The organism is Acaryochloris sp. IP29b_bin.137, from assembly GCF_028285745.1.
Lineage (GTDB): Bacteria > Cyanobacteriota > Cyanobacteriia > Thermosynechococcales > Thermosynechococcaceae > Acaryochloris.
Genome location: NZ_JANQOP010000346.1, coordinates 14,254 through 28,292, shown reverse-complemented (window position 1 = coordinate 28,292; position 14,039 = coordinate 14,254). Strand labels below are relative to the sequence as shown.

At 49.3% G+C, this 14,039-nt stretch carries 12 protein-coding genes; 8 read left to right on the top strand and 4 right to left on the bottom strand.

The genetic code is table 11. From position 1 onward, the window contains the following. Nucleotides 1–311 precede the first annotated feature (311 nt). On the bottom strand, nucleotides 312–1,136 hold the full coding sequence (locus Q0991_RS23400) for a hypothetical protein (protein WP_299493171.1): 825 nt from the start codon (nucleotides 1,134–1,136) through the stop codon (nucleotides 312–314). Nucleotides 1,137–1,727: 591 nt separating this feature from the next. Between Q0991_RS23400 and pssD the strand changes: the two genes are divergently transcribed. The 6 genes from pssD (at nucleotide 1,728) to Q0991_RS23370 (ending at nucleotide 8,479) form a co-directional block, all read left to right on the top strand. Next, nucleotides 1,728–2,180 (top strand): PssD/Cps14F family polysaccharide biosynthesis glycosyltransferase, encoded by a 453-nt coding sequence (pssD, locus tag Q0991_RS23395; RefSeq protein ID WP_299493169.1) that lies wholly within the window; start codon nucleotides 1,728–1,730, stop codon nucleotides 2,178–2,180. After that, nucleotides 2,177–2,689, top strand: coding sequence for a glycosyltransferase (locus Q0991_RS23390; RefSeq protein ID WP_299493167.1), 513 nt, complete (start codon nucleotides 2,177–2,179; stop codon nucleotides 2,687–2,689). Before pssD ends, Q0991_RS23390 begins: the two co-directional genes overlap by 4 nt. 13 nt (nucleotides 2,690–2,702) lie before the next feature. Then, nucleotides 2,703–4,793 carry a P-loop NTPase gene (locus tag Q0991_RS23385; RefSeq protein WP_299493166.1) on the top strand — a complete coding sequence of 697 codons (2,091 nt, stop codon included), beginning with the start codon at nucleotides 2,703–2,705 and terminating at the stop codon, nucleotides 4,791–4,793. A 10-nt stretch (nucleotides 4,794–4,803) separates the two neighbouring features. Next, nucleotides 4,804–6,156: an O-antigen ligase family protein gene (locus Q0991_RS23380; RefSeq protein WP_299493165.1), complete on the top strand. Its 1,353-nt coding sequence runs from the start codon at nucleotides 4,804–4,806 to the stop codon at nucleotides 6,154–6,156. Then, complete coding sequence (locus Q0991_RS23375) at nucleotides 6,128–7,390, top strand: glycosyltransferase family 4 protein (RefSeq protein WP_299493164.1); 1,263 nt, start codon at nucleotides 6,128–6,130, stop codon at nucleotides 7,388–7,390. The genes Q0991_RS23380 and Q0991_RS23375 overlap by 29 nt, the downstream gene beginning before the upstream one ends. Before the next feature lie 72 nt (nucleotides 7,391–7,462). Beyond that, on the top strand, nucleotides 7,463–8,479 hold the full coding sequence (locus Q0991_RS23370; protein ID WP_299493162.1) for a glycosyltransferase: 1,017 nt from the start codon (nucleotides 7,463–7,465) through the stop codon (nucleotides 8,477–8,479). 40 nt (nucleotides 8,480–8,519) lie between these two features. Here Q0991_RS23370 and Q0991_RS23365 read toward each other — a convergent pair whose 3' ends face one another. Continuing rightward, the gene (locus Q0991_RS23365; RefSeq protein ID WP_299493160.1) at nucleotides 8,520–9,437 is read right to left on the bottom strand and encodes a GNAT family N-acetyltransferase; all 918 of its coding nucleotides are present in this window, start codon (nucleotides 9,435–9,437) and stop codon (nucleotides 8,520–8,522) included. 146 nt (nucleotides 9,438–9,583) lie between these two features. Here Q0991_RS23365 and Q0991_RS23360 point away from each other — a divergent pair, with 146 nt between their 5' ends. Further along, nucleotides 9,584–10,798, top strand: a complete 1,215-nt coding sequence (locus Q0991_RS23360) for an aminotransferase class V-fold PLP-dependent enzyme (protein ID WP_299493158.1) — start codon at nucleotides 9,584–9,586, stop codon at nucleotides 10,796–10,798. A gap of 101 nt (nucleotides 10,799–10,899) precedes the next feature. Here the strand turns inward: Q0991_RS23360 and Q0991_RS23355 are convergent, their stop codons facing one another. After that, nucleotides 10,900–12,039 carry an endo-1,4-beta-xylanase gene (locus tag Q0991_RS23355; RefSeq protein WP_299493156.1) on the bottom strand — a complete coding sequence of 380 codons (1,140 nt, stop codon included), beginning with the start codon at nucleotides 12,037–12,039 and terminating at the stop codon, nucleotides 10,900–10,902. Between the two features lie 101 nt (nucleotides 12,040–12,140). On the opposite strand from Q0991_RS23355, the gene Q0991_RS23350 reads away from it, so the two are divergent. After that, a complete protein-coding gene (locus Q0991_RS23350; RefSeq protein ID WP_299493154.1) occupies nucleotides 12,141–12,800 on the top strand; it encodes a hypothetical protein in 660 nt (219 codons plus the stop codon). 80 nt (nucleotides 12,801–12,880) lie between these two features. On the opposite strand, the gene Q0991_RS23345 is transcribed toward Q0991_RS23350, so the two are convergent. Beyond that, nucleotides 12,881–14,035 carry a glycosyltransferase gene (locus tag Q0991_RS23345; protein WP_299493152.1) on the bottom strand — a complete coding sequence of 385 codons (1,155 nt, stop codon included), beginning with the start codon at nucleotides 14,033–14,035 and terminating at the stop codon, nucleotides 12,881–12,883. Between the last annotated feature and the right edge of the window lie 4 nt (nucleotides 14,036–14,039).

The following is a 14,039-nucleotide window of genomic DNA, read 5'->3' as shown; positions in this document are numbered from 1 at the left end:
TGCAACTGAAACCCCATAAACGACTCAATTACCAGAGAGGCATGAGGGCGCTATCACTGATTCAGACCACATTGTGAAACCCTTGTCATCCCCAAAGCTGAATCTCATATCCTACATAACACCTCAGCCGAGTTTGAGGACTTCGATAGCAGCGTAGCGGCGACGGTCTTTTTCCGATAGAGATTGGTAATAGTGCTACATGCGCTATTCAACTTCATGGGGATACGGTTGCATTGGACTATTGCGCACGAGGTGAAATATTTGTGTTGAGTCTATCCTCTACTCTCCCTGGTTTTATTCTCTGCTTATTCCTAAAGAACGACACCATAATCTCTAGTCACGAATCGGATTTCAAGAACCAAACGATCCGTTCGCGTTGGAAAAGTTGCTTTATGAAAGCAATGAAAATCTTCTACGAATCCGAACCCAGATGGTCCTGTAATGACGTCGATTCGATCTGGGCCGTAGCTGCCAATGATGTCTTTTTCTGATTTTACGCGACTGGCGGCCAGCTGATGTCGAAGCTTTTTATAGTGATGGGTGCCCCGGACACAAACATGAGGTCCCCCTCCCATATCCACATCTGTCAAGTAAAACATGAACTTGATGGAATGGTAATCCTCTAAGTCAAAGTGGTAATGGAAGGTGTATTTTTTTCGCCAATCAGGAGTGGGATTTTTAACTGATGTCCAACGCAGTAACGTATCTAAGCGAATTGGCTCTCGCTGAAAATATTGAGTCGCGATATCCCACAGTAGGGGGTCTGCCTCTACTCTTCGTATGGCGTCACATGAGCTCAACTCTTCACCGATTAAAGAATGCTTGGGAACAGAGCAGCGACTTTCATTCTGGCTTGAACTCAAACAGGGACGATCTGCAAACCCCAGTATTTCATTCTTAATTGTTTCAGGTAGATAAATACCCTTGAAGATACCGTGTTCTTGCAGACTCTTAGTGATATTCAAAGATGTGTCCACCACAAAAAGAGAGTCTTCAGTATTGTGCTTAACAGCATTTTCCTTCCGAAATATAACGTGATGCAGGGTTCGGATGATTGTTAAGCGGCCTAGACTGAAGACGAGTAAGTATCGTGGATGCGTTGCGATCGCAAACAGAACTTGGAGCCAGCGTTTCATGTCTGTTTCAATTCAGTTTCAATACTGGAATAAAGAGATGGGGCAAGATAAAACACAAATAAATCGTCTAAATAACTGAATTTACTTTAATACGCTGTTTTATATAAAAAAATCCACTCGCCCAAATTATAAAACAAGACAAATTTATCTTGGAGCCATTCCGGTCCATATATTTCCACTTATTTCCATATATTTCTACTTATTTCCACTTAATCTCATAGGCCACAGGTTGTTTCGCGCCCCCAAAAGGGTGGCACCCACCTGCTAAACCTTGGTAGAATGTCCCTTACAACAAGTCTTCATTAGGTTACTGTCAGAGATATTATTGCGATTTCTGTATTGCAGATTACCGCATCCTGTCGTTTTAACCTCTTGACTTTTGGTTCGGCGCAGAAAACTTTCGGGTTCAGCGCCGGGGGGATCAACGATACACCTTGGCTTAAAAAAATTATTATGAATCTGCACTTCAGTGGCTCTTTTTTAGGGCAAGTGAAGTGTAATGAAGTGTGTTTTTTTTTGCTCCTTATGCTTCACACTCAGTGAGGGTAATAGTGGGGCGAAAACTGTATTTCGTGATCCTAATAAAAACTTATGAAACTACTTTTAGTCACCTCTTCTGGCGGTCATTTTTCCACAATGAGCGGCCTAGAAGCCTTTTGGCAGGCTCATGATAGGGTTTGGGTTACAGATCTAAAAACAGATACTTTAAAGCTCAGAGACAGCAATGAACGGGTAATCTGGCTTCCCTACCAGGGGCCTCGCGATGTCTGGGCACTTGTTCGCAACATCCCCCCCACTGTTCAGATCTTAGGGGCAGAGCGACCTGATCTGGTTATTTCGACAGGTCCCAGCATTGCCATCAACTTCGCTATTGTAGCGAAATTGCTTGGAATTCGATTTATTTATATTGAAAGTGTTTCACGACAACGGAATCTCAGTCTCTCGGGTCGATTAGTCTATCCCTTGGTAGATGAGTTTTATGTCCAGTGGCCAGAGCTGTGCCGCCGATATAACCGTGTGACTTTTGCAGGACATGTTCAATGATTACTGTTGTGCTCGGTACAAGTCCATTCCCTTTTAATCGGGCAATCTCCTGGGTTGGGACTCTGCTAGAGCAAGGCATCCTTAAGAAGGATATATTCATCCAGTATGGTGCTAGCGATATCTCTCAGCTTGCGAAGTGCTCCCAACTTTCAACAGCGGCATTCATTGCGGCGAGCGATATGAAAGCGAATATTGAGCAGTCACAACTGGTGATCTCCCATGCTGGGCAAGGGCTCACTCGTTTTCTTGCTGACTCAAAAGTGCCATTCGTGCTCCTGCCCCGGTTGGCCCGCTTTGGCGAGCACATTGATGACCATCAGCTTTGGTTTGCCGAAGCAGTGGCTCAGCAAGGTATCCATTACTGCATGTCTCTTGAGGAACTGGAACAGGCTGTTCGTCAACCGCCGGACATTCTCCAGTCTCCCCTATTTGAGGGACCAAAACTGGTGGACCATCTCTTGAAAACCTATCCTACAACCTCTCGTAAAGTCCCCTTCCTGGGCCAGTAGAGGGATTGACAACATGAGTAGATTTACTTCACTACTTCGTGAGCATTGGCTTCCTCTGCTCGTCATCAATACGGGGCTTTGGTCGCTGGTAATCTATTTCTTAGTCGCAACACCCCGTACCTGGACCGCTCAGGCAGAACTGATTGTGCCAGATACCACCAGCGAATTGGAGGCGGATTTAGGAACGCTAGGCAACCTCAATAGTGGAGATGGCGTAAGTTATACGCAGCAGCTTAATCCGCTTAAGAGTCTAATGTCGGTGCTGCTGAGTGGCGACACCCTGCGCCCTGTCTGGCAGGCTGATCCTGAACAGGGCGACTTTCCTCGACTGGGTGCCTATCGATCGCTATTTTCTCTATCACCACAAAGTGAGTCTACGATTTTGACCCTTAGAGTCGAAGGGTCAAGTCCAGCGTTGGCACAACAACGATCTACCGCTCTGATTAACAGGCTACAGATGCGCCTGAGTGAGCTGCGGTCAGGAGACGCTAATGAGCGGTCGAAGTTCTTGAAGATTGAGCAAGAAAAGGCTCGTAGCAAACTAGAGGCTGCTCGTTCTGCCCTCACGCAGTTTCAACAGACTTCGAAGCTTGTTGATAGCCAAGCCCAGACGGGACAGTTGGTGACTACAGTAGAGACGCTCTCGAATCAGCAGGCCCAGCTCTTGGCTGAGGCTGAGGCTCGCGAGGTACAGGTGAGAATGCTATCGGTTCGCTTGAACCTGAGCCCTGCCGAGGCTGTCCGCTCCCTGAAGCTGGGGGAAAACAAAACCTACGACTTCAGCCGCAAGCGCCTATCAGAGATAGAGGCCCAACTAGCAGCAAAGCGGACTGAATTGACTGATCGCAATCCAGAAGTGCTGCAGTTGCTCGAAGAGCGGCGATCGCTACAGCGTCAGCTAGCAATCCAGATCAGTAATGCGGTAAGTCAAAACCGTCCCTCAGGCGAGAACTCTGCCTCGTTAATTCAGCAGTTGGTTTTGGCAGAGAGCGAATCTCAGGCCCTCCGTCGACAGGCCAACGCATTACAGCAGCAAATCGACCGGAAGCAGGTCGCGATTCAATCACTACCAGCTCAACAGAGTCGCCTATTAGAGCTGAGGCGACAGTATGGCATTGCTGAAGGCGTCTACAAAGGGATTGAGGCCCAGATTCAGCAGACCAATCTCAACGCTTTCAGTACCTATCCCAGCGTGCAGGTATTGGATCGGCCTGATGTTGATCCGCTGCCGACGAGTCCAAAACGTCGTCTGATGATTCTAGGGGGACTGCTTAGCTCGTTGCTTGGTAGCGCTGCTGTAATTCTCTGGCGCGAAAACTGGAATCCGTTCTTAAGACCTTCCGATTTAGAAGCAACAGCCCTTCCCGTACTCAGACGAATTCGAAAGCTCCAATCGTTAGACTCCAGCACTGATATTCGCTTCGAGACAGCTGTTGAGCTGCAGTGTCTGGCTTCGACGATCAGCATGACCCACTTGTCCAAGGGACGGTTGTTGATCAGCAGTAGTGGGGCAGGTGAAGGAAAAACCACCATCACTCTGGGCTTAGCCATCGCCCTAACCATCTTAGGCTTTCGCGTTCTGATCGTGGATGGGGACTGGTATCAAGCGGATCTAAGCCGACGCCTCGGCTACGGGAACTATGGCCTGTCTGATTATCAAGGTTTGCCAGTGCAAATCCGATCAAATTTGGACCTGCTGCCCATTTCGCCTCGTCCAGAGGGGATGTCAGAATATATTGCCAGCGGCACCTTTGCCCATCACTTGAGTGAAGTCCAGACAGGCGGTGATTATGACTATGTGCTGGTGGATAGCCCCCCCGTCAGCCTTACGAATGAAACACTGCTAATGGCACGAGCGATCCCCCAAGTCATGTTCGTGGTCTGGCCAGAACAAAGCAAACGTCAAATTTTTGTCGATGGGATTGAGCAACTCAAGCGACACCGAGCCCAGATTATCGGTTTAGTGGTGAATGGTGAATCGGCACCACAGGGCCGCTACCAAGATCGGATTATGTCTGGATTGGCGAAAATGCTCCTCCATGTTGAGGCGACGACGGTGAGTGATGATGCTCGCTACGATACAACAGACTCAGAGCAGCGGTGAGGTCCTTTCTATGCTGAATTCACCGAGGAGGCAGCAATCTTGGTTCTCTGGTCTGCGGTTGCAGTGGAGTGCGCTGACGCCAGCAGAACATCTGGTGAGCGCCTGTATTGTCCTGACGCCGCTTTGGTGGCTATGGGGGTGGAGTTATCTCCAGCTTGCGCTGGTGGTGGGTATTTTTGGATACGAGTTTTATCGCACTGGGCAACTGCGTCTGTCGCGTCCCAGTCCCCTAGTGATCACGATGACTGCTTTTAGTTTCTATGGCATGTGTACCAGCTACTTTTACCATCAATGGAATGGTTTGCCCCTCGGTCCACGAGAACTCCTAGGAGAAATTGATGCTTGGTGGGCACCCGCCAGCATGGTCTGGTTTATTCAGAGCAAGGAGATCCGAGTTCGACTCAAAGTGGTAGCCTGGGCCTTTTCTATTCTGGTGGCCTTTATGTTTCTCCTATGGCTGGGAATTCACGTGGTTGGACAGCAGGGAAATTACAGCCCGCCTCGGAGTCTGTTCGGTTTTTTGACGGGTAAAAGTGCCACGTTTGTAGAGGGTGCCGGAAACTCTAACTATCTAATGCCCTACCGACCCGATGATTCCTCCATTTTTGGTTTCGCCCGCTACTCGTCGTTCTTCCATGGTCCTGAATCCTTTGCCCTGGTGACCGTGTTCATTAGCTTATTGGCGCTCGACCTCAAACATAAACTGTGGTCCTTGAGCTTACTGGGAAGCGCGATCGCACTTCTTGTCCTCAGCGGAACGCGATCCGCTTGGCTGGCATTCGCTGCTATCTTCTGTCTTCGGTATTTGGTTCAGATTGGCAAATCAGGTCAACTGGCTGGGGTCTGCACGGTTCTGGCAGTAGGTTGCTTTGCGATCTTTTGCATCCCACCCGTAACTGATATGGTCTTCGATTCGGTTTCGACCACCGCCAATACTACGGCTGAGCTACGGGCAGACTCAACGGATACCAGGGGAGAAATCTATCGCAGAACCATAGAGGATATTCAAACTAGCTCCCACGGAGAGTTCCTGTTTGGGCACGTAGTCTCGGGGGAGACGGTGCTGCCTGGATATGCGCCTGCCCAAGTGGGCACCCACAGCTTTTACCTCGGCTCACTACTCTATCGACAAGGCGTGATTGGAACGGGCCTATTTGCAGTTGTCTGGGGCGCTTGGCTACAGTGGCTGTATGCTACCCGCGAGGAGCGGCCAACGGTTGTCTTTTGGATCATGCTGACCTTCAATTTGACCTTTTGTGTGATGGCCTTTGAATCTACAGTGATGCCCATTTTGCTCATCTCGGCAACCTTGCGACAGTCCGCCCTGCAGAAAATTGCGACAATTCGTTCTCCAGTCCTTTAAGTCTCGCCATGCTGCAGCGACTTCTTCCCTTCCTCTTATTCTCTTTGTGCTGTCCATAACTATGGGAGCGATCGCAACCCACCCAAAACTGATCATCGTGCCCGGAACATTTTCCTCTTTGGGGGGAACTGTCACTGCGCTATCCAACTTCATTAAAGGTCTCTTTCAGTGCGGCTTGGAACAAGAGTTTTGCGTGTTGGTTCCCGCAGAGTCTCTGCTGGAAAGATACCTACTGCACCAGCATCAAAGCTTTTGCCTCCATTCTATTGCTGCTCAAGATAGTAGCGACTTTCTCACCCAAGCGCTGCAGTGGGTCAAGCAGCAGCCCATTACGTGGCCTCTATGGCTAGAAGGGACCGCCAAAAAGAGTCTACTGTTACCTCTAGCGAGAGCCATTCCGAGTTTGCGCTGGAGTGGCCGCCCAGTCTATCACTACTTCCATGACTCTGCCCAGTCCTTCAACCTGCTGGGAGTATGGAGCCGTAAAGCCGTCTTTACAGGGCTTGCACCAGTCGGAATTTGCAACTCTCGCTATACCGCTCAACAACTCACTCGCCTAGCCCCCAATTTGCAGACGGTCTTGTACCCTCCCATCGATTATCAGCGCTTCAGTAATCCTCCCTATAAGCAGACACCTCCCCCTGAATTACAGGCCATTCGTGAGGCGGGGAAACGTATTCTGTTTAACCCGTCTCGAATCACCCAACCTGGAATTATGAATGATAAAAATCATTCTGTGCTGATTCCGATGATGGCGTATCTCAAGACCCATAACTATCCCTATCATCTCGTTCTCATGGGCAAAGATAATCAGGGAGATTATGTTCAACAGCTAAAGGACAAAATTCAACAGGCTGATTTACAAGACTGGGTAACCATTTTGCCCCCCTGTTTCGACATTGAGAACTACTACCGACATGTGGATGTGCTCGTCACCCTGGCCCCTCGTGAACCCTTTGGCATGATTGTGGCTGAAGCGATCGCAGCCAGTGTTCCGGTGGTTGGTAGTCAGACCGGCGGCATCGGCGAGATTTTAGGTGCCTTTGCCCCTGAATGGAGCGTTGATCCAGCCGATCCTGTTGCTGCTGCAGAAGTGATTCTTCAAGTTGAAAAGAGTGGCGAGACGGAAGATGCGATCGCTCGAGGGCAACTGTGGGTTCAAACTGAGTGTAGTCTTGAGCACCATGCCCGACGGATTGCAGAAATAACTGGTATCGGGAAGAAAGTAGTGTAAAGAGCCATGCTCCAGAGAACATTCGTTTATTCAAAACATTTCTAACTATTTACAAGATAGATTTTAGACATGATGGCAGCTGATATCGATCTTAAGTCTTCACAAAAAAATGACCTTCAAGACCCTCTATTTAGCGTCATTATCACTAACTTCAACTACGGCAGCTTCTTGAGGCAAGCGATGGATAGTGTTCTGCAGCAAACCTATCGGAACTTCGAGCTAATTGTGGTGGATGACGGCTCCAGCGACGATTCTCTTGCGATCATCGATTCATATGGTGATGTTGTAGCCAAAGTTGCTCAGAAAAATAGCGGTATGAGCGCGGCTCGCAACGCTGGATTTGATCGATCCAGTGGGCAGCTTGTTTCGTTTTTGGATGCTGATGACTTCTATCATCCAGAGCGACTGGCGACCATTGTGCAGGCGTTTGAGACCCACCCTGAATGGACGATGCTGAGCCATCTGTGGCTGACGGTCGACCGGAATGGGCAAATCGTAGGACAAAGCACTAGCAATATCTTGAGCACGGGAGATGTGCGTCCGCTCCTGCTCAAGTGGGGCAAGTATGCTTCAGGAATTACCTCATCTCTAGCCTTTCGGCGCTCTGCTCTAGAAAAGGTGATGCCTGTGTCTGGAAATATGGGCATCGACTCCTATGTGAATGCCACTTTGCCCTTCTACGGGGAGATTGGCGGCATCAATGAGCCATTGATGTTTTATCGGATCCATGGCAACAATGCGCGGGCGCGAAGTACAGACCTGTCACGCCTGATTGGGCAGCGGGAAGCGATCGCAAGCTTTATCAACCAAGCCGCAGAATGCCAAGGACTCCGGGAACGATTTGACTTGGGGAATGATGCCGACTACCAAGCCTACAAAAACATTGAGCGCGACACGGCGTCCCTGGCATGCGCCGCTCGAATGCTCTGGCTATCGATCAGAGAAAGCATTGCGATCCGACGAAGCCGTCGAGATTTCATCATCAGACTGATGACGAGGCTGAGCTGTGCCTTCCCTGCTCAGGGACGAGCAGTCTTAGAGCATGGCCTTAGAGGCTACCTGCGATTAAAACTAGACCGAAACCGTTAGATTCAAATTCCTGTTGAGCGTTATCCAGACTCAGGCATGTTTAGGTCAAGGCTTGGTAGAAGTCTCGCACCGCAGAGACCACCTGGCGACGCCGACTCTCACGGCGAATAGCAAAATAGGGCATTTGCTTGGCCCCAAAGCCACGAAAAAAACGCTCGATGGGTTCCTGCATCGATCCTTCAAAGTCGAACCGTTGGGTGACGGTAGCTGCAAATTGAATCGCTTCCCAGAGGGCCAAGCTGTGGGCTCCGCTACTCCGCAACTCTGGATCGCCTCCCCCCATCAGGTAATAGGCGGCATTTTGATCCCAAACAATATAGACGGCTGCATGAATACGCCCCTGACTATCCTCAGCAAAAAAGATCCGACGGGCATTCTGCGCGACACAGGCTTGGTCTAGTCGACGAACAAGATCGCGACTATGGGGAAGCTTGAGTCCCTGACGTTCATAGGTTAGCGTTTGGATGTCTAAAAATTTTTCAACCCCTAAATCGGTTCGAACGGCCACCTGCTCCTTTGCCTTGCGGATTTTTCCACGCAAGTTGCTCTGGAATCCCGACCTGATCTTCTCTAAATCAGTGAGATCCTCCAGAACATAGGTATAGCGTGTGGTCTGCGTAAACCCCTGCCAGTAAAACGGGAGCCAGTTGGTAATTGAGTAATGAAAATTTTGCGAAAAGCAGTCACAGGGGGGCAGTTGCTCAATGAGGGCGATCATCAACTCTTTCTGCTGAGTCAGTTGCCCTGAATATTTCGTGGAGCTGATGGCTAACCAGGGTCCCAGCGTTTGAGTCAGTGGTGGCATCGTCACCCACATGAGACCTTTGTGGCTCTTTCTAACAAAGGGCAAACGAGCAATGACATCCCCATTTTGGTTGAATAGCTCTATCGCTTCCCATTGATTGGGGGCCAGCGCTTTCAGCCACCATGATTTCTGAAAAACCGAGTTTGTTGTCATGTCAATCTGGCAATTGTGGCCCGATGAGGATTGATGTTGCTTTCTAGGGCTGGTGATCGTGATGAGGACTGGGGCTCTTATGCTTCACAATAGTAAGGCGAGGTTCTGCTTCCCAATGCAGGTTCTGGAGGAATGACGTTAAACCCATGACGATTCCAGAAGACAACATTCAACTGGCTATGTTAGGGGGGGATGCGGCTGTACGGCACGATTTCAGTGCACAGATCGCCCCTACCGATGCAGAAATTGAAGCGGTGACTGCGATCGCAGCCAGTGGCCAGTGGTGGATGGGGAAGAAAGGTCACCCAGCCATACGGAAGCTAGAAGCCAGTATGGCCCAGTCCCAGGGTACCTCATACGCTCTGGGCGTGACAAACGGGACTCAGGCGCTTGAAATTATTCTTCGTAACTTAGGCGTTGGCACAGGAGATCAGGTCATCATTCCTGCCTATGCTCCGCAATCAGTGGCGATGGTGGTGCAAATTCTAGGTGCAGAGCCAGTGCTCGTGGATGTCTGTCTCGGCACGATGACGCTGGATCCAGAAGCGCTGTCAGAACGCATCACACCACAGGTCAAGGCGATCATTTATGTGCACCTATCCGGTGTTGTCGGAGCGATTGATCCCGTTTTAAGCATTGCGAAGGCTTATGATTTGCCTGTGGTTGAAGACTGTCGCCATGCCTACGGTGTGAAGTCTAAGGGGCGACCAGTTGGGAGCTTGGGGATTGCCGGGGCCTTTGACTTCCAGAGTGGACAGATGGTGAGCGGTGGTGAAGGCGGTGTCATTGTCACCCAGGATAAAAACCTCTATGGCCGCTGCTGGAGTCAACATAATTGTGGACGACGGCAAGGCAGACCCCGTAGTGAGTATTACGAATTGGGTAGCAACTGTCGACTGGCAGCTTTCCAAGCTGCATTGATTCAGGCTCAGTGTCAGTGCTGGAGTGAGGAACTACCTCAGGTTTTAAAGAATCTCGACCAGATAGATGCGTGCTTAGCTGCGATTGAAGGACTCACGCCACAATATCGTGCAACCAAGGATCAATCACCGACGTGGCGCTATCTGTTTCGGTATGAGTCTCATGCGTTTCAGGGGTTGCCCATTACGCTATTTATCAAAGCACTACAGGCAGAAGGTGTTCCTTGTGAAGGGTCTCCCTACAGGGGGCTACATCAGATTTTACAGTCGAGGGACTCTCAAGCTAGTTTCCCAGTAGCGGAACGACTTGCTCAGACGGTTGTGGGGATTCCCTACTCGATTTTTCTGGGAGCTGAGGCACCAATTCAAGAGATTGGAGAAGCGATCACAAAAATTCAGCACTATGCTCAGCAACTCGTGCAGAGTTCCCGCGATGCGTAGAAACTATGTTGAGGTTGCTGTTTAAAGTTTATCTTCTGAGATGACACCCAAGTGAACCGCCATAAAATATTGGAATACTCAACGCAAGGTAGGGATTTTGGTCAGCTTGCCCACCTGAAATTCAAGACAGCATCTGACAACTTTGGTCGGTTGTGCCGCTGAAGAATATCTATGAGTGAGCGGTAGGCGGGTTTCGGTCGGTAGGATTGATCAAACAATAGGGGGGCATCCGGATGTCCTAAAAAAGAGGGAATCCATGAATGGTGATCAGCTAATCCCCAAGTGCTGAAGGAGCGACAGCGATTGAATTGAAGACAGATAGATAGAACGGCACTATAAATATGGGCCTGACGCTGAAGTTTTTCAGTTAGACTTCCTGGTCCTTTATGAATACTCACGTCCATCTCGGTTATTTTAACCTCTAAACCCAAGTTAGAAAGTCGCCTCATATTGTTTGCGATCGCATGCCCATTTGGTGGAGTTTTGATTCCCTTATGCATTTGCCAACCCACACCATGAATCGGCACACCTTTTTGAAGCAGTGTCTTTACTAGTTGATAGACAGCCTTGGATTTAGGGTTGAGTTCTTCAGCCTGGTAATCGTTATAGAGTAATTTTGCTTGGGGATCTGCCGCATGTGCCCACCGAAAAGCCATAGCAATGTACTCCGGGCCAATGCCTCTTAGCCAAATGGAATCCCGCAGGGAACCGTCCTTCTCTAACGCCTCGTTGACCACATCCCAAACCGCCACTCGACCTTGGTACCGACTGACCACAGTGGTGATGTGCTTATGCAAGATGTCGATCAGTTCTGCTCGACTCCAGTTCTTCCCGGTAAGCCAATTGGGTAAGTTTCGGTGCCAAACAAGCACATGGCCATGAACCTGCATTTGATGCTGTTCTGCAAAGGCAACAAGGGCATCGGCCTTTTCAAAAGTGTATTGCCCCTGTTTCGGGCTCAACTGTCCAAATTTCATGGCGTTTTCGGGCGTGAGGCTATTGAACTCGCGGGCCAATACCGCTCTGTAGGTGGCGTCATTCTGAAACGGTTCCATTCTGACAGCTGTGCCGATTGTCAGCTGGCGCTTCTCTGCTAGCTGACGAAGCGATTTTGCTCGATCACGAGGCTGACTAACCAAGACGACTGGGACATTCTCAACGCCCAATTTTGAAGACCATACAGGTTGCCACGCTGGTAGCATAAATAACAGCAGAATTCCAGTCTTGTGTGTTATCCGCATCGCGTCAATATCCAACCCGATCCACTAGCAGACTAGCATGGGTAAATTTCTGGATAGGCCAAAATCAATAATGCCATCTCTGATTGGCTTCGCAGATTAGTATGGAAATACCTCAATCCCCTTTCTTATTGTTTCGATCCACAGGTGCAGCAGCTCTGTTAAGTCTATGCCTTTCGGGCATATTGATCAGTTGTGTTATTGCACTGCATGTTGTTGGTGGGATCGGATTTGATGAACTTATTCGAGACCCGATCGCATTCCTCGGGGGATCAATTTATACGGGTTTTCTCTCGCAGGTGGGGATCCTCCTTTGGGCAGCAGTGTCGGCCATTTGTATTTTTGGCAGCTATTGTTTGCCTTATGCAATTGGCAGTCGCTTAACCAAGCGTTTTCTGCTCGCCTCCGGTTTGCTTACGTCTATGCTAGGTCTAGATGATGCCTTCTTACTCCATGAAAAATCTTCAGTTTTTCTGGGGATCTCTGAAAAGCTTATTTTCCTTTTCTATATGCTGTGCACCTGTGCCTACCTAGCGAAGTTTTATCGTTTGATCCTCAAAACTGAGTATCCTCTACTTGGCATGGCATTTTGCTTTTTTGGTCTTTCCATTCTCCTTGATGTGATAGAGCCTGCCACCATTGATCCCTACTTGCTCGAAGACAGCGCCAAAATTGCCGGAATCATCAGTTTTTTGATGTACTTTTTTCGACTAGGTGTGATGTCGATTCATCATGCATATACCCAAAATCAACCCTTTCCCTGATCACTCCAAGTTGAAAGCTGCCGTCCAAGGAATATGTTTCCTGACCTGTATACTATGAGGTCCTCACTCTAAACCCTCTCCTAACTTTGCGAGAGGGACTTTGAAGACTGATCATAGATTTGTTCCAAAATAGTGGCTTGTTTGTGAATATTGAAAGATTGACAGACTAATTCACGACCTGAGCGTCCCATCTTTTCCCCAAGTGGCCGATTCGAGAGCAATAGATGCAGCTTCTTAGCGAGTTCAGAAATGTTCTGCTCGGGTACCAGAAAACCAGTTAGACCATCCACAATGGCTTCAGGTATGCCACCATGACGGGTTGAGACGACGGGAATACCGCAGGCTGAGGCTTCGTTGAAAACAATGCCTAGTGCCTCACAGTTCCCATCGGAGGCTGTGTGGCTGGGTAGGGCAAAGATTTCAGCCTCCTGAATCAGTTCTAGAACGTGCCCATGGGGCTGTGCTCCCAGGAAACGAACCTTTTCTTCCAAGCCCAATGTTTGCGTCAACGCTTTAAGTCGGTTGGTCAGCTCTCCCTGACCAACCTGCACTAGCAAAACGTCTGGATGCTGTGCGGTAATTTGGGCAAAGGCCCGTAGCAGGATATCAATACCCTTTTTCTCTGTATGGCGCCCCACACATAAGATATATCGCTCATTTGGCTCACGGGAACCGGGACAGAATTTATCCACATCCACCCCGATGTAGTGCTGGATAATTTTATGCTCAGGATAGCCTGCTGCTAAGAGCTGCTGGCGGATGAAACCAGAAACGGCAATGAATGCTGCTGCTTTTTCCTGGAGCTGTTTTTCGTATCGCAAAAGCTGATAGTACAGGGGCCGTTGGTAGTGGAATTGACGGCGATTAAGGGTAATGTCATAGCCATGAAAGGTAACACAGAACGGAATGTTTAGATGCTCAGAGATCGCCATTGCGTACACGCCTTCTGGCCCAAAGTGGGCATGGATGAGGGATAAGTCCCGCAGTTGTTCAAGATTAGGCAGTAACTGCGGGGCGCGAGTAAGCAAATACCGTAGTTGTCGCAGCGTGAGAGACGATCCTTGATGGATAAAACTGGTTCTAAATGAAACCTCTTGCAGTTGCTTGCAGCCGATGAAGGTGGGCTCATATCGTGTTAGCGCTTGAGCCTGCTCTAGAATGAAGGCTTCTGATGCCTTTGGAAAAACCTTGCGATAGATCCCAACTTTGCGAGTCTTGGAGAGTGGGCGAGTCATGGGT